This is a genomic window from Streptomyces sp. DH12, from assembly GCF_020873895.1.
GTDB lineage: Bacteria > Actinomycetota > Actinomycetes > Streptomycetales > Streptomycetaceae > Streptomyces.
This window is the reverse complement of sequence record NZ_JAHWGT010000002.1, coordinates 124,799-147,874: the sequence shown is the minus strand read 5'-3', so window position 1 is coordinate 147,874 and position 23,076 is coordinate 124,799. Positions and strand designations below refer to the sequence as shown.

Below are 23,076 nucleotides of genomic sequence, written 5' to 3'. Positions count from 1 at the left end.
CCCATTTTCCGACTTACCCGGCTTCCGCGCCCCGCCCCTGGCACACCCGCGCCCGGAAGCCGCCCTTCCCTGGAGGTACAAACGTGGCTCGCGCCGACGTGCCGGTGAACCGGGCAGTCCCCGACCAGACCGAGTTCTGGCGGGAGCGACTGGACGGCGTCCCGCCCCTGGAGCTGCCGGTCGACCGGCCGCGCCCGGTCATCCGGTCGACCACCACCGCCCTCCACGCCCACGAGCTGCCCGCCGCCGCCGCGCGGGCGCTGACCGACCTCGCCGAGCGCCACGCCACCAGCCGCACGGCCGTCCTCGCCGCCGCCGTGACCGCCCTGCTCACCCGCTACTCCGGGCAGGAGGACATCGCCCTCGGCACCGTCTCGCCGCGGACCGGGCACACGGTCGTCCTGCGCACCGGCGTCGACGCGTCGGCCCCCTTCACCACCCTCCTGCGGGACACGAACCGGGCCGTGGACGGCGCCCTCGCCCACGACGGCATCCCCTTCGCCGACCTCGTCGAGGCGCTCTCCCCCGCCCGGGACACCAGCACCACCCCGTACGTCCAGGCCATGGTCGCCGACCTCGACGAACTCCCCGCCGCGCACCGCGACTTCGACCCGCTGGACCTGTCCTTCGAGCTCCGCGCCGCCGAACGGATCCTGCACGTCCGGCACAGCACCGCCCTGTTCGACGAGGCCACGGCCGCCCGCCTCGCGGGCCACCTGGCGGTCCTGCTGACCGGTGCCGCCGAGGGCCCGGACCAGCCGCTCACCACGCTGCCGCTGCTCACCGACGGCGAGTTCGAGCAGGTCGTACGCGTGTGGAACGACACCGCCCGCGAGGTGCCGACCGGCACCTTCCCCGAGCTGTACGCCGCCCGGGTCGCCGCCCGCCCCGACGCCGTCGCCGTCATCGACGAGCACGGCCCCGTCACCTACCGCGAACTGGACGAGCGGGCCAACCGGATCGCCCACCACCTCGTCGAACGCGGCGCCGGACGCGACCGGTTGGTCGGGCTGTGCGTCGAGCGGGGCGCCGCCATGGCCGCCGGGCTGCTCGGCATCATGAAGGCCGGCGCCGCCTACCTGCCGCTCGACCCGTCCTACCCGGCCGACCGGCTCGCCTACATGCTCCGCGACTCCGGCGCCCGCCTCGTCGTCACCCAGCGCGAGCTGCGCGACCGGCTGCCGGACACCGGCGCGGCCCTGGTCGACCTCACCGACGACCGGGCCGCCCTCGACGCCCACCCGGCCACCGCGCCCGAGGTGGCGCTCTCGCCCGACGACCTGGCGTACGCCATCTACACCTCCGGCTCCACCGGCCGGCCCAAGGGCGTCCTCGTCTCCCACCGCGGCATCGGCAACCTGGCGGCCGTGCAGGCCGAGGCGTTCGACGTGACCCCCGACAGCCGCGTCCTGCAGTTCGCCTCCGCCAGCTTCGACGCGGCGTTCTGGGAGGTCTGCATGGGCCTGCTGACCGGCGCCGCCCTGGTCATGGGCGCCAAGGAGACCCTCGCCCCCGGCGAGCCGCTCGCCGCGTACGCCGCCGAACACGGCGTCACCCACGCCACGCTCACCCCGGCCACCGTCGCCGTCCTCCCCGAGGGCCGCGGCCTGCCCGACGGCGCCACCCTCGTCGTCGCCGGCGAGGCCAGCACCGCCGACCTGGTGGCCCGCTGGTCCCGCGGCCGGCGCATGGTCAACGCCTACGGCCCGACCGAGACGACCGTCTGCGCCACCATGAGCGCCCCGCTCGCCGGCGCGACCGTCCCGCCGATCGGCGCGCCCATCGCCAACTTCCGCGTGTACGTCCTCGACGACGCCCTGCGCCCGGTCCCGGTGGGCGTGCGCGGCGAGCTGTACATCGCCGGCGTCGGCCTCGCCCGCGGCTACCACGGGCGGCCCGGCCTCACCGCGGAGCGCTTCGTCGCCAACCCGTACGGCGAGCCCGGCGAGCGCATGTACCGCTCCGGCGACGTGGCGCGCCGCCGCGCCGACGGCACGTTGGAGTACCTGGGCCGCGCCGACGACCAGGTCAAGGTGCGCGGCTTCCGCATCGAGCTGGGCGAGATCGAGAGCGCACTCGCGCTCCACGCCGACGTCGCCCAGGCCGTGGCCGTCACCCGCAACACCAACCTGGTGGCCTACGTGTCGCCGTCGGGCGCGCGCCGCCCCTCCCCCGACGAGCTGCGCGCCCACCTCGCCGACTGCCTGCCCGACCACATGGTCCCGGCCGCGATCGTCGTGCTCGACACGCTGCCGCTCACCCCGAACGGCAAGGTCGACCGGAAGGCGCTGCCCGACCCGGCCACCGTGAAGGAGAGCGCCGCCGCCGACCGGGCGGCCCCGCGCACCGCCCTGGAGGAGACCATCGCCGGCGTCTGGTGCGAGGTCCTCGGCGTCGAGGAGGTCGGCGTCCACGACGACTTCTTCGCCCTCGGCGGCAACTCGATCCTCTCCGTCCGCGCCGTCTCCCGGATGCGTGCCGCGCTCGGCATGACCCTGCCGCCGCGCATCCTCTTCGACACCCCGACGATCGCCGGGCTCGCCGCCTCCCTCGCCCCGGACGAGACCGCCGAGGACCCGGCCATCCCCGCCGCCCCCCGCGACGGCGCCCTGCCCATGTCGTACGGGCAGCAGCGCCTGTGGTTCCTGGAGGACTTCGACCCCGGCAGCGCCGAGTACCACACCGCGACCGGGCTGCGCCTCTCCGGCGCCCTCGACCCGGCGGCGCTCCGGGCTGCCGTCGAGGACCTGACCGACCGCCACGAGGCGCTGCGCACCACCTTCGGCGCCGTCGGCGGGCGCGGTGTCCAGGTGGTCCACCCGCGGCTCGCCCCCGAGTGGCGCACCGAGGACCTGGCCGGCCTCGCGGAGGGGCCGCGCGAGGACCGGCTGCGGGAGCTGGTGCGCGCCGAGACGAACCGCCCGTACGACCTGACGGCCGGGCCGCTGGTGCGCGTGCTGCTGGTGCGGCTCGCCGAGGACGAGCACGTCTGCGTCCTCGGGATGCACCACATCGTCACCGACGGCTGGTCCATGGGCGTCGTCACCCGCGAGCTGGGCGAGCTGTACGCGGCCCGCACCGAGGGCCGCGAGCACCGGCTGCCCCGGGTCTCCGTCCAGTACCCGGACTTCGCCGCCTGGCAGCGCGGCCGCCTGGAGGGCGGCGGGCTCCTCGACCGGCAGCTCGACTGGTGGCGCGGCCGCCTCGACGGCATCGCCCCGCTGGAGCTGCCCACCGACCGGCCCCGCCCGTCGCTGCGCTCCTCCGCCGGCGCCGTGTACACCTTCCCCGTGCCCGCCGGCACCACCGCCGCCCTCGCGGACCTGGCGCAGCGGCACGGCGCGACCCTCTTCATGGCGCTGACCGCCGCCGTGAAGACCGTCTTCGCCCGCTGGTCGGGCCAGGAGGACATCGCCGTCGGCACCGCCTCCTCCGGCCGCGACCACCGGGACCTGGAGAACCTCGTCGGCTTCCTGGTCAACACCGTCGTCCTGCGCTCCCGCGTCGACCCGGACATGTCATACGCGCAGCTGCTCGCGGCGCTCAAGGAGACCGTCCTGGAGGCCTTCGCCCACCAGGACGTGCCCTTCGAGCGGCTGGTGGACGCCGTCGGCGCGGCGCGCGACACCAGCCGCACCCCGCTCGTGCAGGCCATGGTGGTCCTGCAGAACGCCCCGAGCGAGCCGGTCCGACTGCCCGGCGTGCGCACCGCCGAGCACCCGGTGGTCCGGGAGGCCGCGCCGTTCGACCTGACCGTCGAGTTCTTCGAGATGGGCGACGGCCTGACCGCGCGGGTGGGGTACAGCACCGCCCTGTTCGACGAGGCGACCATCGCGCGCTTCGCCGGGCACCTGACGACGGTGCTGTCGGCCGCCACGGCCGACCCCGACCGCCCCCTCGCCACCCTGCCGATGCTCACGGAGGGCGAGTACGAGCAGGTCGTCACCGGCTGGAACGGCCCCGTGCGCCCCGTACCGGCCGGCACCTTCCCCGAGCTGGTCGCCGCGGCCGCGCGGCGCCGCCCGGACGCGCCCGCCGTGGAGGACGCGCACACCGTCCTCGGCTACCGGGAGCTGGACGAGCGGGCCAACCGGCTCGCGCACCACCTGGTGTCCCTCGGCGCCGGCCCCGGCACGTTCGTCGGCCTGTGCGTCGAGCGCGGCGTGGAGACGGTCGTCGGCCTCCTCGGCATCATGAAGGCCGGCGCCGCCTACCTGCCGCTGGACCCCGGCTACCCGGCCGACCGGCTCGCCTACATGCTGCGGGACTCCGGCGCCCGCGTCGTCGTCACCCGCACCGAGTCGGCGGGCCGCCTGCCGGACACCGGCGCCGTGATCGTGGACCTGGCGCGCGACGGCGACGCGCTCGCCGCCCACCCCGCCACCGCGCCCGAGCCCGGCCCGCGCCCCGACGACCTCGCGTACGTCATCTACACCTCCGGTTCCACCGGCGCCCCGAAGGGCGTCCTCGTCCCGCACCGGGGCATCGGCAACCTCGCCGCGGCGGAGATCGAGCGGCTGGACGTCGACGAGGACAGCCGGGTCCTGCAGTTCGCCTCGTCGTCCTTCGACGGCGCCGTCATGGAGGTCCTGATGGCCCTCCCGGCGGGCGCCACGCTCGTCCTGCCGCCGCACGGCCCGCTCGTCGGCGAGGCGCTGCAGACGTTCCTGCGGGAGCGCCGCATCACGCACGCGCTGCTGGCGCCCTCCGCGGTGGCCACCCTGACGCCGGAGGGGCTCGACTCGCTGCGCACGCTCGTGGTCGGCGGCGAGGCCAGCACCGGCGACCTGGTGGCCCGCTGGTCGGCCGGGCGGCGGATGGTCAACGCGTACGGGCCGACCGAGTCGACCGTCGTCGCGACCATGAGCGGGCCGCTCGCCGGCGGAACGGTGCCGCCGATCGGCACGCCGCTGCCCAACACCCGCGTACGGCTCCTCGACGCGGCGCTCCAGCCCGTGCCCGTCGGGGTGCCCGGCGAGCTGTACATCGCCGGCCCGCACCTGGCGCGCGGCTACCACGGGCGGCCGGGTCTGACCGCGGAGCGGTTCACGGCCGACCCCTTCGGCGAGCCGGGCGACCGGATGTACCGTTCGGGCGACGTGGCCCGGTGGCGGGCGGACGGGAGCCTGGAGTACCTGGGGCGCGCCGACGACCAGGTCAAGCTGCGCGGTTTCCGCATCGAGCTGGGCGAGATCGAGACGGCGCTGGGCAGCCACCCGGACGTGCGGGACGCGGTGGTCGTCGTCCACCGCGACGAGGCCGGTCGGGGCCGGCTGGTCGCCTACCCGGTGACCGACCGCGAGCTGTCCACCGGTGAGCTCCGCGCCCACCTGGCCGGTTCGCTGCCGGACTACATGGTGCCGGCGGTGTTCGTCCCCCTCGACCGCCTGCCCCTGACCCCCAGCGGGAAGGTCGACCGGCGCTCCCTGCCCGCCCCCGACCTCACCGCCGCCCGCACCGGCTCCGAGTACACCGAGCCCCGCGACACCACCGAAGCCACCCTCGCCGCCGTCTGGGCCGACGTCCTGGGCGTCGAACGCGTCGGCGTCCACGACAACTTCTTCGACCTCGGCGGCGACTCCATCCTCTCCATCCAGGTCGTCTCCCGCGCCCGACAAGCCGGACTCCACCTCACCTCCCGCCTCCTCTTCCTCCACCAGACCATCGCCGCCCTCGCCACCGTCACCACCCCCACCGAGGAGCCGGCCGGGGGGCCGGCGGAGGTGTCGGGGCGCGTGGCGCTCACCCCCATCCAGGACTGGTTCTTCGCGGAGCACACCGTCGCTCCCGACCACTACGGGATGTCCGCGCAGGTGGAGCTGGCCCCGGACACCGACACGGCGCTGCTGGAGCGGGCGCTCGACGCGGTCGTCGCCCACCACGACGCGCTGCGGATGCGCTACACCCGCGACGGCGACACCTGGATCCAGGAGTACGGCGACGTCGACGCCAGCGCGCGGCCGCTGACCGTGCGGGACCTGTCCGCCCTGGCCGACGACGAGCGGGACGCCGCCCTCCACGAGGCCGCCCTCGCCGCGCAGCGCTCCCTGGACCTGGCGAGCGGCACCGTGGTCAAGGGCGTGTTCTTCCGCCTCGGCTCGTCGCGGCTGCCGCGGCTGTTCCTGGCGGTGCACCACCTGGTGATGGACGGGGTGTCGTGGCGGATCGTCCTGGACGACCTGGCCACCGCCTACGCGCAGCTCACCGCCGGCCGCCCCGTCGACCTCGGCGCGAAGACCAGCAGCTACCAGCAGTGGGCGACGCGCCTCACCGACCACGTCCGCGCCGGCGCCCTCGACCACGAGATCGACCACTGGCAGGAGGCGGCCGCCGCCGTCCGCCCGCTGCCGCGGGACGGGCGCGGCGAGGACGGCGGGGCCACCACGTTCGGCGCGGCCGCCGTCACGTCCGTGCGGCTGGACCGCGCCGAGACGGAGGCGCTGCTCCAGCGGGTCCCCGCCGCGTACCGCACCCACATCAACGACGTGCTGCTCACCGCGCTCGGCCGCGTCCTGCGGGACTGGGCGGACGAGCCGGTGACGATCGCCCTCGAAGGCCACGGCCGCGAGGAGCTGTTCGACGACGTCGACCTGTCCCGCACGGTCGGCTGGTTCACCACCATCCACCCCGTCACGCTGGACGTCCCCGACGGCGACTGGGGGCAGGCCCTGAAGTCGGTGAAGGAGCGGCTGCGGGCCGTCCCGGGCCGCGGCCTCGGGTACGGGGCGCTGCGCCACCTGTCCGAGCCGGGCAGCGCCGCGCACACCGCCCTCGCCGCCGCACCGCACCCCGAGCTGAGCTTCAACTACCTCGGCCAGTGGGACGGCGCCACCGGTGACGGCGGCCTCGTACGGGCCCGCCTGGCCGGGCTCGGCGCCGACCAGGCGCCCGAGCAGCCCCGGCCGCACCTCATCGACGTCGTGGCCGCCGTCGGCGACGGCGAGCTGCGCGTCGACTGGATCCACGCCCCCGCCGTGCACCGCACCGCCACGGTGCGGCGGCTCGCCGACGCGTTCCTCGCCGCCCTGCGCGGGCTGGTGGAGCACTGCCTGCGGCCCGGCAACGGCGGCGCGACCCCGTCCGACTTCCCGCTCGCCCGGCTCGACCAGGCGGCCGTGGACCGGATCGCCGGCGACGGCCGCGACATCGAGGACGTCCACCCGCTGACGCCCCTGCAGAGCGGCATGCTGTTCCACACGCTGTCCGACCCGGGCGCCTACGCGGAGCAGATGTCCTTCGAGCTCGACGGCGTCACCGACCCCGGGCTCCTCGCCCGGGCCTGGCAGGCCGTCGTCGACCGCGTCGGCGTGCTGCGCGCCTCGCTGGAGTGGCGGGACGTCGAGCGGCCGCTGATGGTGGTGCACCGCCGGGCCGACCTGCCCGTCACCCACCTCGACTGGCGGGACCTGCCCGCCGAGGAGCGGGCCGAGGCGGTGCGCCGCCTCCTCGCCGAGGACCGTGCCCGGCCGGTCGACCTGACGAGCGCCCCGCTGGTGCGGCTCACCCTCGTCCGGTTGACCGACACCTCGGTGCGGCTGGTGTGCGCCTTCCACCACGTCCTGCTGGACGGCTGGTCCACCTTCGACGTCCTCGCGCAGACCCACGCGGCGTACGCGGACCTGGTGGCCGGCCGGGAGCCCGCGCTGCCCGCCCGACGGCCCTTCGGCGCGTACGTGGAGTGGCTGGAGCGGCAGGACCTGGCGGGGGCCGAGGCGTACTGGCGGGACACCCTCGCCGGCTTCCGGGCGCCGACCCCGCTCCCCGTGGCCCGGCACTGCGCGCCCGGCCACCGCACGGCCTCCACCGGCCGGATCGCGCGCCGGCTGTCGCCGGCGTCCTCCCGCGAGCTGTTCGACTTCGCCCGCCGGCACCGGCTCACCGTCAACACCGTGCTCCAGGGCGCCTGGGCGCTGCTGCTGGCCCGGCACGCCGGGGTGGACGACGTCGTGTTCGGCGCCACCGTCTCGGGCCGTCCGGCGGAGCTGCCGGGCGCGGAGTCGATGATCGGCATGCTGATCAACACGCTGCCGGTGCGGGTGCGCCTCGACGGGGCCGCGCCGGTCGCCGACTGGCTGGCGCGGGTGCAGCGGGCGCAGGTGGAGGCGCGCCAGTACGAGTACGTGCCGCTGCCGCGCGTCCAGCGGTGCGCGGACGTGGAGGGCGGCGAGGACCTGTTCCGCACGCTGGTCGTCTTCGAGAACTACCCGATGGACGACGAGGCGGCCGCCGCGCACGGGCTGCGCGTGCGCGGCCTGACCGGCACCGAGGCGACCAACTACCCGCTGAACCTCATCGCCTACGGCGGCGACGACCTGGCGTACACCCTCGCCTACGACGCGGAGCTGTACGACGAGGAGACCGCCGCCCGGCTCTGCGGCCACCTGGAGGCGCTGCTGACCGCGCTGCCCGCCGCCGACGGGACCACGCCGGTGGCCGGGGTGCCGATGCTGACGGACACCGAGGAGGACCTGACCGTACGGGTGTGGAACGACACCGCCCGCGACCTGCCCGAGGCGTCGCTGCCCGAGCTGTTCGCCGCCCGCGCCGCCGCGCACCCCGACGCGGTCGCCGTGGCGTACGGAGACGAGGAGGTGACGTACCGGGAGCTCGACGAGCGCGCCGACCGGCTCGCCCACCACCTGGTGTCCCTGGGCGCCGGTCCCGGCGCGTCCGTCGGCCTGTTCCTGGAGCGCGGCGCGCACGCGGTCACCGCGCTGCTCGCCGCCCTGAAGGCGGGCGCCGCGTACGTGCCGCTGGACCCGGGCTACCCGGCCGACCGGCTCGCCTACATGATCGAGGACGCGTCGGTGGGGCTCCTGGTCACCGAGGAGGGGACACGCGACCGGCTGCCCGAGTCCGCGGCGCGGACCATCGACCTGGACCGGGACGCGTCGGCGGTCGCCGCGCGGCCGGCGACGGCGCCCGCGCCGGGTCCGGGCCCGGAGCACGTCGCGTACGTGATGTACACCTCCGGTTCGACGGGCACTCCGAAGGGCGTGCTCGTCCCGCACCGGGCCGTGGTCCGCCTGGTGCACGAGGCGGCGTACACGGACGTCGGCCCGGGTGACACGGTCGCGCAGTTCGCCTCGCTGTCCTTCGACGCGTCGACGTTCGAGGTGTGGGCGGCCCTGCTGCGCGGGGCGCGGCTCGCCGTGCACCCGCGGGGGCTCCCCACGACGGCGGAGCTGGGCCGGTTCCTCAAGGAGGGCGGCGTCACGCACCTGTGGCTCACGGCGGGCCTGTTCCACCAGGTCGCCGACGACGACCCGGGGGCGTTCTCGGGGCTGCGGCAGCTCGTCGCGGGCGGTGACCGGCTCTCCCCTGAGCACTGCGCCCGCGTCCTGGACGCCCACCCCGCGCTGCGGCTCACCAACGGCTACGGCCCCACCGAGGCCACCACGTTCACCACCACCCACGACGTGCGCGGCTCCCTGGACGGCGGTCCCGTGCCGCTGGGCTCCCCGCTGCCCAACACCCGCGTGTACGTGCTCACCGAGGCCCTCACCCCCGCGCCGGTCGGCGTGCCGGGCGAGCTGTACATCGCCGGTGACGGCCTGGCCCACGGCTACCTGGGCCGGGCGGGGCTGACGGCGGAACGGTTCGTCGCCGACCCGTTCGGCGCCCCCGGCGGCCGGATGTACCGGTCCGGGGACCTGGTGGCGTGGCGGGCGGACGGCACGCTGGAGTTCCTCGGCCGCACCGACGGCCAGGTGAAGATCCGCGGCTTCCGCGTCGAGACGGGCGAGGTCGAGGCCGCCCTCGTGACCCATCCGGCGGTCGGCGGCGCGGCCGTCGTCCCGCACACCGACCCCGCGTCGGGCCGCACCGTCCTGGTCGGCCACGTCGTCCCGGCCGGCGGGGCGCCGGTGCCCGGCGCGGCCGAGCTGCGCGCCCACCTGGCGGCGTCGCTGCCCGAGCACATGCTCCCGGCGGTGTTCGGCACGCTGGAGGCGCTGCCGCTGACCGCCAACGGCAAGGTCGACCGCGCGGCCCTCCCCGCCCCGGAGGCGCGCGTCGCCACCGGGACGCCCTACGAGGCGCCGGCGACACCGACCGAGGAGCTGGTCGCCGAGGTCTGGCAGGAGCTGCTGGGCGCCGAACGCGTCGGTGTCCACGACGACTTCTTCGCGCTGGGCGGCGACTCGCTGCTCGCCCTGCGCACGGTGTCGCGGATCAACGGCCTCTTCGGCACCGCCCTGTCACCGCGGGCGCTCTTCGACCGGCCGACGGTCGCGCAGACCGCCGCCGGCGTCGAGGAGCTGATCCTGGCCGAGCTGGAAGCGGCCGCCGGCACCTCCTGACGCCCACCCCACCCCCACCCTGCCCACTCCCCCATCCGAGAGAGGTCCCACCGTGTCCAACCCCTTCGAGCAGTCCGACCGTTCGTACGACGTCCTCGTCAACGAGGAGGGCCAGTACTCGCTGTGGCCCACCGGCACCGCCGTCCCGGCCGGCTGGGAGACCGTCCTCGCCGACCGGCCCCGCGAGGAGTGCCTCGCCCACGTCGAGGCGAACTGGACCGACATGCGCCCGCGCTCCCTGCGCGCCGCCACCGCCTGACACCCGGCCGCCGCCCGGGCGCCCCGCCGCCACCCCGGCGGGGCGCCCGACCGCGGGGCCCGTCTTCTCGACCCGTTGACCTGCACTTCCCTGGGGGATCCTGCCAATGAACACGCCGTCTTCCCGTGCGGACCGGATAGCCGCCCTTCCCGAACGACTCCGCGAGGCGCTCGCCCAGCGCCTGGCGGGCCAGGGCGGGGGTGCCGCGGCGGGGGCCGCGCCGCTGGTCCCCGCGGTGGGGCGCGACGGCGACCTGCGGCTGTCCTTCGGGCAGCAGCGCCTGTGGTTCCTGGAGGACTTCGCGCCGGGCGGCGCCGACTACCACTCGGCGCTTCCGCTGCGGATCAGCGGGCCGCTCGACCCGGACGGGCTGCGCGCCGCCGTCGGCGACCTCGTGGCCCGCCACGAGGCGCTGCGGACGACGTTCGCCGCCCGGGACGGCCAGGGCGTGCAGATCGTCCACGACCGGCTCGACCCGGAGTGGGTGACGGTCGACGCCGACGGCGAGGAGGGCGCCCGGGAGGCCGTACGGGCCGAGATGGCGCGCCCCTACGACCTGGCCGCGGGGCCGCTGGTGCGCGTGCTGCTGGTGCGGCTCGCCGAGGACGAGCACGTCTGCGTCCTCGGGATGCACCACATCGTCACCGACGGCTGGTCCATGGGGATCGTGGCCCGCGAGCTGGGCGAGCTGTACGCGGCCCGCACCGAGGGCCGCGAGCACCGGCTGCCCCGGGTCGCCGTCCAGTACCCGGACTTCGCCGCCTGGCAGCGGTCCCGGCTGGAGGACGGCGGGCTGCTGGCGGAGCAGCTCGACTGGTGGCGGGACCGGTTGGCGGGCATCGCCCCGCTGGAGCTGCCCACCGACCGGCCCCGGCCCGCCGTGCGCTCGTCGGCCGGAGCGGTGCACGGCTTCGAACTGCCCGCCGCCACGGTCGCGGGCCTCAAGGGGCTGGCCCGCGAGCGGGGCGCGACGCTCTTCATGGCGCTGACGGCCGCGGTGAAGGCGGTCTTCGCCCGCTGGTCGGGCCAGGAGGACATCGCCGTCGGCACGTCCTCCGCCGGGCGCGGCCACGAGGAGCTGGAGCAGCTCGTCGGCTTCCTCGTCAACACCGTCGTCCTGCGCACGCAGGTCGACCCGGAGCTGACCTTCGGCGAGCTGCTGGGCCGCGTCAAGGACACCGTCCTCGACGCGTTCGCCCACGAGGAGGTGCCCTTCGACAAGCTCGTCGAGGCGGTCCAGCCGGAGCGCGACCCCAGCCGCACCGCGCTGGTCCAGGCGATGGTCGTCCTGCAGAACGCCCCGGCCGACACCCTGGCCCTGCCGGGCGCGACCGTCTCCCCCTACCCGCTCGACCGGGACGCCTCGCTGTTCGACGTCACCTTCGAGTTCGAGGAGCGCGACGGGCGCCTGCACGGCCTGGTCGAGTACAGCACCGAACTCTTCGACGCCCGCACGATCACCCGGCTCACCGACCACCTGGGCGTGCTCCTCGCCGGCGCGGTCGCCGACCCGGACCGGCCCGTCGCCGCGCTGCCGCTGCTCACCGACGACGAACGGCGGCAGGTGGCCCTCGACTGGAACGCCACCGGGCGGCCCGCCGGCGACGGAGCCCTCGTCCACGAGCGGCTGGCCGCCCAGGCCGCGCGCACCCCCGACGCGGTCGCCGTGATCGCCGAGGACGCCACGCTCACCCACCGGGAGCTGGACGAGCGCGCCAACCGGCTCGCCCACCACCTGGTGTCCCTCGGCGCCGGCCCCGGCTCCCTGGTGGGGCTCAGCGTGGAGCGCGGCTCCGCGATGGCGGTCGGTGTCCTCGGCATCCTCCGGGCGGGCGCCGCGTACGTGCCGCTCGACCCGGGCTTCCCGGCCGACCGCCTCGCGTACATGCTCGCCGACTCGGGCGCCCGGATCGTCGTCGGCCACTCCGCGGTCCGCGACCGGCTGCCGGCCGGCGACGGCCTGCGGATCGTCGACCTGGACGCGGAGGGGGACGCGATCGGGCGGCTGCCCGCCACCCCGCCGCGCACCGCCGTCACCGCCGGGGACCTGGCGTACGTCATCTACACCTCCGGGTCGACGGGCGAACCGAAGGGCGTCGCCGTCGAGCACCGCAACGTCCGGCACATCCTGACCGCCTGGGACGAGCGGTACGGGCTCACGGAGCTGAAGCTCCGCTTCCTGTCGGTGTCCAGCCTCTCCGTCGACCTGTTCTTCGCCGACCTCATCCGCTCCCTGCCCTTCGGCGGGGCGCTGGTCATCGCGTCGAAGGACGTCACCACGGAGCCGTCGGCCCTCCTGGACCTGGTCGCGCGGACCGGCGCCACCGGTCTGGAGATCGTCCCGTCGCTGCTCAACGCCGTCCTCCAGGAGGTCGAACGGCGCGGTGAGGCGTTCCCGCCGCTGCGGCTGATCTCCGTCGGCTCCGAGGCCTGGCGCGTCGAGGACTGCCGCGCCCTGCTGCGCCGCATCCGCCACGACTGCGTCGTCGTCAACGCGTACGGCGGCACCGAGGCGACCGTCGACTCGACGGTCTTCGCCCCGACCGAGGAGAGCCTGCGCGGCCGCGTGTACGTGCCGATCGGCCGTCCGCTGCCGAACACCCGCGTGTACGTGCTCGACGCGCACCGCAACCTGGTGCCGCCGGGTGTGCCGGGCGAGATCTGGATCGGCGGCGACGGCGTGGCCCGCGGCTACCACGGGCGCGCGGAGCTGACGGCCGAGCGGTTCGTCGACAGTCCCTTCGTGCCGGGCGACCGGCTGTACCGCACCGGTGACCGGGCGCGCTGGCTGGCGTCGGGGGACCTGGAGTTCCTGGGCCGCGCGGACGACCAGGTCAAGATCCGCGGTTTCCGCATCGAGCTGGGCGAGGTGGAGAGCGCCCTGCTGACCCACCCGGACGTGCGCGACGCGGTGGTCCTGGCCTGGCAGGACGACAGCGGCCGCAGGCGTCTCGCGGCGTACGTCGTGACCGGCGGCGCCGACGCCGGGGCGGACACGTCCGACCTGCGCGCGCACCTGTCGGGGCTGCTGCCGGACTACATGGTGCCGGCGGTGTTCGTCCCCCTCGACCGCCTGCCCCTGACCCCCAGCGGAAAGGTCGACCGGCGCTCCCTGCCCGCCCCCGACCTCACCGCCGCCCGCACCGGCTCCGAGTACACCGCACCCCGCGACACCACCGAAGCCACCCTCGCCGCCGTCTGGGCCGACGTCCTGGGCGTCGAACGCGTCGGCGTCCACGACAACTTCTTCGACCTCGGCGGCGACTCCATCCTCTCCATCCAGGTCGTCTCCCGCGCCCGACAAGCCGGACTCCACCTCACCTCCCGCCTCCTCTTCCTCCACCAGACCATCGCCGCCCTCGCCACCGCCGCCACCCCCACCGACGCCCGCCCCTCCGCGCAGGCCCCGGGGGAGGTCACGGGCCGCGTCGACCTCACCCCCATCCAGCGCTGGTTCCTCGACGAGCACACCGTCGACCCGGACCACTACGCCATGTCGGCGCACCTGGAACTCGCCCCCGACACGGACCCCGCGCTGCTGGAGCGGGCACTCGACGCGGTCGTCGCCCACCACGACGCGCTGCGGATGCGCTACACCCGCGACGGCGACACCTGGATCCAGGAGTACGGCGAGCGGCCCTCCGGCCTGCTCGCGGTCAGGGACGTCCCCGCCGGCGGGAGCGCCGACGACGTGCTGCACGGCGCGGCCCTCCAGGCGCAGCGCGCCCTCGACCTGTCCGGCGGCGTCCTCGTCAAGGGCGTGCTGTTCCGCTTCGCCGACGGGGCCGCGCCCCGGCTCTTCCTCGCCGTCCACCACATCGTGATGGACGGGGTGTCGTGGCGGATCGTCCTGGACGACCTGGCCACCGCCTACGCGCAGCTCACCGCCGGCCGCCCCGCCGACCTCGGCGCGAAGACCAGCAGCTACCAGCAGTGGGCGACGCGCCTCACCGACCACGTCCGCGCCGGCGCCCTCGACCACGAGATCGACCACTGGCGGTCCGTCGCCCCCGACAGCGCTCCCCCGCTGCCCGTGGACCACCCGGACGGCCGCAACGTCACCGCCGCCGAGCGGACCGTCGAGGTGCGCCTCGGCCGGGAGGAGACGGAGGCGCTGCTGCACCGCGTCCCGTCGGTGTACCGCACGCAGATCAACGACGTGCTGGTCACGGCGCTCGGCCGCGCCCTGGCCGACTGGACCGGCACCGACCGGCTCGTCCTGGGCCTGGAGGGGCACGGCCGCGAGGAGCTGTTCGACGACCTCGACCTGTCCCGCACCGTCGGCTGGTACACCACCCACTTCCCGGTCGCCCTGTCTCTCCCCGCCGGGCAGGACTGGGGCGCGGCGGTCAAGTCCGTGAAGGAGCAGCTGCGCGCCGTGCCGGGCCGCGGCCTCGGCTACGACGCGCTGCGCTTCCTCTCCGAGCCGGGCACGCCCGGCCACGCGCTGCGCGCGGACCGGCTGCCGCCGATCAGCTTCAACTACCTCGGCCAGTGGGACGGTACGACCGCCCGGGACGGGCTGGTCCGCGACCGCCTGCCGGCCCTGGGCCACGACCACGCGCCGGACGAGCCGCGCCCGTACCTCCTCGACGTCGTCGGCATGGTCGAGGACGGCACCCTCGGCTTCACGTGGATCTTCTCCGGCGAGGTCTTCGACCGGTCGACGGTGGAGCGCGTGGCCGGCGAGCACCTCGCGGCGCTGCGCGCCCTGGTGGAGCACTGCCTGCACCCGGAGAGCGGCGGCGCGACCCCGTCCGACTTCCCGCTGGCCCGGCTCGACCAGGCGGCCGTGGACCGGATCGCCGGCGACGGCCGCGACGTCGAGGACGTGTACCCGCTCACGCCCATGCAGAGCGGCATGCTGTTCCACACCCTCGCCGAGCCCGGGTCCGGCGCCTACTTCGAGCAGATGAGCTTCGTCCTGGACGGTGTCGGCGACCCGGTCCTGCTGGAGCGGGCGTGGCAGCACGTCACCGACCACCTGGAGGTCCTGCGCGGCGCCGTCGTGTGGGAGGGCGTCGACCGTCCGCTGCTGGTGGTGCGCCGGCACGTCACGACACCGGTCGTCCACCTCGACTGGAGGGGCCTGAGCGCCGACGGGCAGGCCCGCGCGCTGGAGCGGTACCTGGCGGAGGACCGTGAGCGCGGCATCGACCTGTCGGCCGCCCCGATGGCGCGGATCGCCGTCGCCCGTACCTCGGACACCTCGGTACGGGTGGTGCGCACCTCCCACCACGTGCTGCTGGACGGCTGGAGCACCTTCCAGGTGCTGGACGAGCTGACGACGGCGTACCGGGCGCTGGCCGCCGGCGAGGTGCCCGCGCTCCCCGCGCGGCGCCCGTTCAGCGCGTACGTGGAGTGGTTGGAGCGCCAGGACCTCACGGAGGCGGAGGCGTACTGGCGGACCCTGCTGGACGGGTTCGACGAGCCGACGTCGCTGCCGTACGACCGCCGTCCCACCGCGAGCCACCGCGCGCAGTCCCGCGAGCGGCTGGTGACCCGGCTCTCCGCCGGCGCCTCCCGCCGCCTGTACGCGTTCGCCCGCACGCACCGGCTCACCGTCAACGCGGTGGTGCAGGGAGCCTGGGCGCTGCTGCTGTCGCGCTACTCGGGGGAGCGGGACGTCGTGTTCGGCGCCACCGTCTCGGGCCGGCCGGCGGACCTGCCGGGGGTCGACTCCATGGTGGGCATGCTCATCAACACGCTGCCGGTGCGCGTGGCCGTGGACGGTGACGCGCCGGTCGCGCGGTGGCTGGCAGGTGTGCAGGAGGCCCAGGTCGAGGCGCGGCAGTACGAGTACGTGCCGCTGCCCCGCATCCAGGGGTGGAGCGGTGCCGAACGCGGCACGAACCTCTTCGAAAGCCTGGTGGCGTTCGAGAACTTCCCCGTGGACGGCGACACCGGGAGGAACGACGACGGTGTCCGGCTGCACGGCCTGGAGGGCGCCGACGTCACGAACTTCCCGTTGAACCTCGTGGCGTACGCGGGGGACGAGCTGGCGTACGCCCTCGCCTACGACCCCGAGCTGTTCGACGCGGCCACGGTCGAGCGGATGGCCGGGCACCTGGACGCCCTGCTCACCGGCATGGCCGACGACCCGGCGCAGCCGGTGTCGGCCCTGTCCATGCTCGCCCCGGGTGAGTGGGACCGGGTGGTGCGGGAGTGGGCGGTGACGCCCGGCACCGCCCCGTGGGAGGGCACCATCCACGAGCGGGTCGCCGCACACGCGGCCCTCACGCCCGACGCGGTGGCCGTGTCCTGCGCGGACGGAACGCTCACCTACCGGGAGCTGGACGAGGCGGCCAACCGCCTGGCCCACCACCTCATCGCGCTGGGCGCCGGACCCGAACGCCTGGTGGCGCTGTCCGTGGAACGCGGCCCGCAGATGGTCATCGGGCTGCTGGGCATCCTCAAGTCCGGCGCCGCCTACGTGCCGCTGGACCCCGCCTACCCCGCCGACCGCCTCGCCTACATGCTGGAGGACTCCGGCGCCGGGCTGCTGGTCTCGCACCGGGGCCTGAGCGCGGGTCTGCCCGTTGCCGGTGTGCGGGTGGTGGACCTGGACGCCGAGGCAGAGGTGATCGCCGGTCTGCCGGTGACGGCCCCGCAGACGGGTGTGTCGGCTTCGGACCTGGCGTATGTGATCTACACGTCGGGGTCGACCGGCCGTCCGAAGGGTGTGGCGGTCGAGCACCACACCGTCATGCACCTGCTCGCCAACTCCCAGCCGCTGTACGGGTTCGGGGCGGACGACGTGTGGACGGTGTTCCACTCCTACGCCTTCGACTTCTCCGTCTGGGAACTCTGGGGCGCCCTGATGACCGGCGGGCGCGCCGTGGTCGTCCCGCACGACACCGCCCGCAACCCCGAGGCCATGTGGCGGCTGCTGCGGCAGGAGGGGGTGACGGTGCTCGACCAGACCCCGTCGATGTTCCGCGAACTCGTGGAGAACGCGGCGGAGTCGGGTGAGGAGGGGCTTCCGGCGCTGCGTTGGGTGATCTTCGGTGGGGAGGCGCTGGAACCCAAGCACGTCAAGACCTGGTTCGACCGCTACGTCAACACCGGCACCCGACTGGTGAACATGTACGGCATCACCGAGACCACCGTCCACGTCACCTTCCAGGAGATCACCCCCCACCACCTCACCGACAGCCTCCGCCTGCCCGCCGGCAAACCCCTCCCCGGCTACCGCCTCTACCTCCTCGACCCCCACGGCCAGCCCGTCCCCACCGGAGTCCCCGGCGAAATCCACGTCGCCGGCGGCGGACTCGCCCGCGGCTACCTCAACCGCCCCGCCCTCACCGCCGAACGCTTCCCCCTCGACCCCCACGGCCAGCCCGGCGAACGCATGTACCGCTCCGGCGACATCGCCCGCTGGCGCCCCGACGGCACCCTCGAACACCTCGGCCGCGCCGACGACCAAGTCAAGATCCGCGGCTTCCGCATCGAACTCGGCGAAATCGAAACCACCCTCCTCACCCACCCCCACATCCACGAAACCGTCGTCACCGCACACCAAGACCCCGACGGACACCGCCGACTCATCGCCTACACCGTCACCGACACCCACATCCCCGTCACCGAACTACGCACCCACCTCGCCGCCACCCTCCCCGACTACATGGTCCCCGCCCTCTTCGTCCCCCTCGACCACCTCCCCCTCACCCCCAGCGGCAAAGTCGACCGGCGGGCGCTCCCGAAGCCCGAGACGCGGGCCGAGCAGCTCGGCACCCCGTACACCGCCCCGCGCACCGCGACCGAGGAGACGCTCGCGGCGATCTGGGCGGAGGTGCTGGGCGTGGAGAGGGTCGGCGTCCACGACGACTTCTTCGAGCTGGGCGGCGACTCCATCCTCTCCATCCAGGTCGTCTCCCACGCCCGCCAGGCGCTCGGCGGACGGCTCTCGCCGCGGCTGCTCTTCGAGGCGCCGACGGTCGCCGAACTCGCGGCGGCCGTGGCGCCCGACGGGCCGGCGGACGACCCGGTGATCCCGGCGGTGCCGCGGGACGGTCTGCTGCCGATGTCCTTCGGCCAGCAGCGGCTGTGGTTCCTGGAGGACTTCAACGGGGGCGGCACCGAGTACCACTCGGCCGTCGGTCTGCGGCTGACCGGCCCCCTCGACACGGACGCGCTGCGCGCCGCGGTCGGGGACCTCGTCGGGCGGCACGAGGCGCTGCGCACGACCTTCGACGTGGTCGACGGGCGCGGCGTGCAGATCGTCCACCCGGTGCTGGAGCCGGCCTGGCGCGCGGAGGAGGCCGCGGACGAGCAGCGGGTGCGCGACCTGGCGCAGGAGGAGCTGGCCCGCCCGTACGACCTGCGCGAGGGCCCGCTCGTCCGGGTGCTCCTCGTCCGGCTCGGCGCGGAGGAGCACGTCTGCGTCCTGGGGATGCACCACATCGTCACCGACGGCTGGTCCATGGGCGTCGCCTCGCGGGAGCTGGGCGAGCTGTACGCGGCCCGCACCGAGGGCCGCGAGCCGCGCCTGCCGGAGGTCGCCGTCCAGTACCCGGACTTCGCGGCCTGGCAGCGCGCCCGGCTGGAGGACGGCGGCCTGCTGGAGGAGCAGCTCGACTGGTGGCGCGCCCGGCTCGACGGCATCACGCCGCTGGACCTGCCCACCGACCGGCCGCGCCCGACCGTGCGCTCGTCGAAGGGCGGTGTGCACGGCTTCGACGTCCCGGCGGCCACGGTCGACGGGCTCAAGGAGCTGGCGCGCGCCCGCGGTGCGACGCTCTTCATGGCGCTGACGGCGGCGGTCAAGACCGTCTTCGCCCGCTACACGGGCCAGCGGGACATCGCCGTCGGCACGGCGTCCGCCGGCCGGGGCGGTGCCGGACTGGAGCAGCTGGTGGGCTTCCTGGTCAACACGGTCGTGCTGCGCTCGCACATCGACCCGGACACGCCCTTCGACGCCCTGCTCGGGCAGGTGCGGGAGACGGTCCTCGACGCGTTCGCCCACGAGGACGTGCCGTTCGAGCGCCTGGTGGAAGCGGTGCAGCCGGAGCGCGACACGAGCCGTACGCCGCTGGTCCAGGCGATGGTGGTGCTCCAGAACGCGCCCGGTATGCACCCCAGCCTCGGCGGGGTCCGCGTCGACGACTACCCGCTGGAACGTGACTCGGCGCTGTTCGACCTGACGGTCGAGTTCGAGGAGTACGAGGGCGGGTTGCGGGCGCTCGTCGAGTACAGCGCCGAGCTGTTCGACGCGACGACCGTCGCGCGGTTCGGGGAGCACCTGAACACGCTGCTCGCCGCCGCCGTGGCCGACCCCGCGCGACCGGTCTCCGCCCTGCCGCTCCTGGCGCCGGGTGAGTGGGACCGGGTGGTGCGGGAGTGGGCGGTGACGCCCGGCACCGCCCCATGGGAGGGCACCATCCACGAGCGGGTCGCCGCACACGCGGCCCTCACGCCCGACGCGGTGGCCGTGTCCTGCGCGGACGGAACGCTCACCTACCGGGAGTTGGACGAGGCGGCCAACCGCCTGGCCCACCACCTCATCGCGCTCGGCGCCGGACCCGAACGCCTGGTGGCGCTGTCCGTGGAACGCGGCCCGCAGATGGTCATCGGGCTGCTGGGCATCCTCAAGTCCGGCGCCGCCTACGTGCCGCTGGACCCCGCCTACCCCGCCGACCGCCTCGCCTACATGCTGGAGGACTCCGGCGCCGACGTGCTCGTGACGCACCGAGGGTCGAGCGGTGGGCTGCCGACCGGACGGGTGCGGGTCGTCGATCTGGACGCCGAACAGGACGCCCTCGCCGCCCGGCCGGCGACGGCCCCGGCGAGGACGTCCGCCGCCACCGACCTGGCGTACGTCATCTACACCTCTGGCTCCACGGGCCGTCCGAAGGGTGTGGCGGTCGAGCACCACACCGTCATGCACCTGCTCGCCAACTCACAGCCGCTGTACGGGTTCGGGGCAGACGACGTGTGGACGGTGTTCCACTCCTACGCCTTCGACTTCTCCGTCTGGGAGCTCTGGGGCGCCCTGATGACCGGCGGCCGTGCCGTGATCGTCCCGCACGACACCGCCCGCAGCCCCGAGGCCATGTGGGACCTGCTGCGCGAGGAGCGGGTGACGGTCCTCGACCAGACGCCGTCCATGTTCCGCGAGCTGGTCGAGCAGGCCGCGCAGTCCTCCGCTCCCGCTCTGCCCGACCTCCGCTGGGTGATCTTCGGTGGGGAGGCGCTGGAACCCAAGCACGTCAAGACCTGGTTCGACCGCTACGCCACCACCGGCACCCGACTGGTGAACATGTACGGCATCACCGAGACCACCGTCCACGTCACCTTCCAGGAGATCACCCCCCAGCACCTCGTCGGCAGTACCCGCCTGCCCGCCGGCAAGCCCCTCCCCGGCTACCGCCTCTACCTCCTCGACCCCCACGGCCAGCCCGTCCCCACCGGAGTCCCCGGCGAAATCCACGTCGCCGGCGGCGGACTCGCCCGCGGCTACCTCAACCGCCCCGCCCTCACCGCCGAACGCTTCCCCCTCGACCCCCACGGCCTGCCCGGCGAACGCATGTACCGCTCCGGCGACATCGCCCGCTGGCGCCCCGACGGCACCCTCGAACACCTCGGCCGCGCCGACGACCAAGTCAAGATCCGCGGCTTCCGCATCGAACTCGGCGAAATCGAAACCACCCTCCTCACCCACCCCCACATCCACGAAACCGTCGTCACCGCACACCAAGACCCCGACGGACACCGCCGACTCATCGCCTACACCGTCACCGACACCCACATCCCCGTCACCGAACTACGCACCCACCTCGCCGCCACCCTCCCCGACTACATGGTCCCCGCCCTCTTCGTCCCCCTCGACCACCTCCCCCTCACCCCCAGCGGCAAAGTCGACCGGCGTTCCCTGCCGGAACCGGAGGTGCGGACGGAAGGGTTCTCCACCGCCTACGAGGCCCCCCGTGACGGGACCGAGGAGGCCCTGGCAGGCATCTGGGCCGATGTCCTCGGCGTGGAGAAGGTCGGCATCCACGACAACTTCTTCGAGCTGGGCGGCGACTCCATCCTCTCCATCCAGGTCATCTCCCACGCCCGCCAGGCGGGGCTGCGGCTGACCTCCAAGCTGATGTTCGTCCACCAGACGATCGCCGAGCTGGCCGCCGTCGTGCAGCGCGCCGACGCCGGCGCCGGGGCGGCCGGGGGCGAGGCGCCGGAGGCGTCCGGCAGGGTCGACCTCACGCCGGTGCAGCGGTGGTTCTTCGCCGAGCACACGGCGCACCCGGACCGGTACGCGATGTCCGTCCACGTCTCCCTGGCCCCGGACACGGACCCGGCCGTGCTGGAGCGCGCCCTGGCGGCGGTGGTCGACCACCACGACGCGCTGCGCATGCGGTACACGGCCGACGGCACGGGCGGCTGGGTGCAGGAGTACGGAGAGCGCCCCGCCGAGCTGCTGGCCGTCCGGGACCTGACGGCCGTGCCCGACACCGGGCGGGCGCTGCACGAGGCCGCGGCGGAGGCCCAGGGCGCGCTGGACCTGCGCGGGGGCGCCCTGGTGCGGGGCGTCTTCCTGCGCCTGCCGGACGCGGCGCCGCCCCGCCTGTTCCTGGCCGTGCACCACCTGGTGATGGACGGGGTGTCGTGGCGCATCGTCCTGGAGGACCTGGCCACGGCGTACCGGCAGCTCGCCGCGGGCGGTCCGGCCGACCTGGGGGCCAAGTCCAGCAGCTACCAGCGGTGGGCCCGGCGCCTGACGGAGCTGGTGCGCTCCGGCGGTCTCGACCACGAGACGGCGTACTGGGCCAAGGCCGTCTCCGGTGCCGTGGACGTCCCCTGCGACGGGCCGAGCGACGGGCCGCCGGCCAGTACGTACGGCGAGGTCGCCACCGCGTCGTCGGTGCTGGACCGGTCCGTGACGGAGGCGCTGCTGCAGCGGGTGCCCGGCACGTTCCGCACCCGGATCAACGACGTGCTGCTGGCCGCGCTGGGCCGTGTCCTGCGGGACTGGGCGGGCGCGCCGGTGACGATCGCCCTGGAGGGCCACGGCCGCGAGGAGCTGTTCGACGACGTCGACCTGTCCCGCACGGTCGGCTGGTTCACCACCATCCACCCCGTCGCCCTCGACGTGCCCGAGGGCCCCTGGGAGGCGGCGCTGAAGGCCGTCAAGAAGACCCTGCGCAAGCTGCCGGGACGCGGGCTCGGCTACGGGGCGCTGCGTTACCTGTCCGAGCCGGGCAGCGCCGCGCACACCGCCCTCGCCGCCGCACCGCACCCGCGGATCAGCTTCAACTACCTCGGGCAGTGGGACGGCGCGGACGACGGCGAGGGGCTGGTCCGCGGCCGGCTGGACGGCCTCGGCGCCGACCAGGCGCCCGACGAGGCCCGCCCACACCTGATCGACGTGGTCGCCGCCGTCAGCGACGGCGAGCTGCGCGTCGACTGGCTGTACGCGCCGTCCGTCCACACCCCCGCCACCGTCCGCCGGCTCGCGGACGACTTCGCCACCGCCCTGCGGCAGATCGCCGCCGCGGCCGGTAACTGACTCCCCATCGG

The 23,076-nt window shown here is 74.9% G+C and carries 3 protein-coding genes; all 3 read left to right on the top strand.

All coding sequences use genetic code 11. From position 1 onward, the window contains the following. Positions 1 to 83 precede the first annotated feature (83 nt). The 3 genes from LPA54_RS02215 to LPA54_RS02205 all read left to right on the top strand — a co-directional run bounded on the left by LPA54_RS02215 (position 84) and on the right by LPA54_RS02205 (position 23,065). A complete protein-coding gene (locus LPA54_RS02215; protein WP_228973345.1) occupies positions 84 to 10,301 on the top strand; it encodes a non-ribosomal peptide synthetase in 10,218 nt (3,405 codons plus the stop codon). Positions 10,302 to 10,353: 52 nt separating this feature from the next. After that, positions 10,354 to 10,560, top strand: coding sequence for an MbtH family protein (locus tag LPA54_RS02210; RefSeq protein WP_228973344.1), 207 nt, complete (start codon positions 10,354 to 10,356; stop codon positions 10,558 to 10,560). A gap of 106 nt (positions 10,561 to 10,666) precedes the next feature. After that, positions 10,667 to 23,065, top strand: a complete 12,399-nt coding sequence (locus LPA54_RS02205; protein ID WP_228973343.1) for a non-ribosomal peptide synthetase — start codon at positions 10,667 to 10,669, stop codon at positions 23,063 to 23,065. Positions 23,066 to 23,076 lie beyond the last annotated feature (11 nt).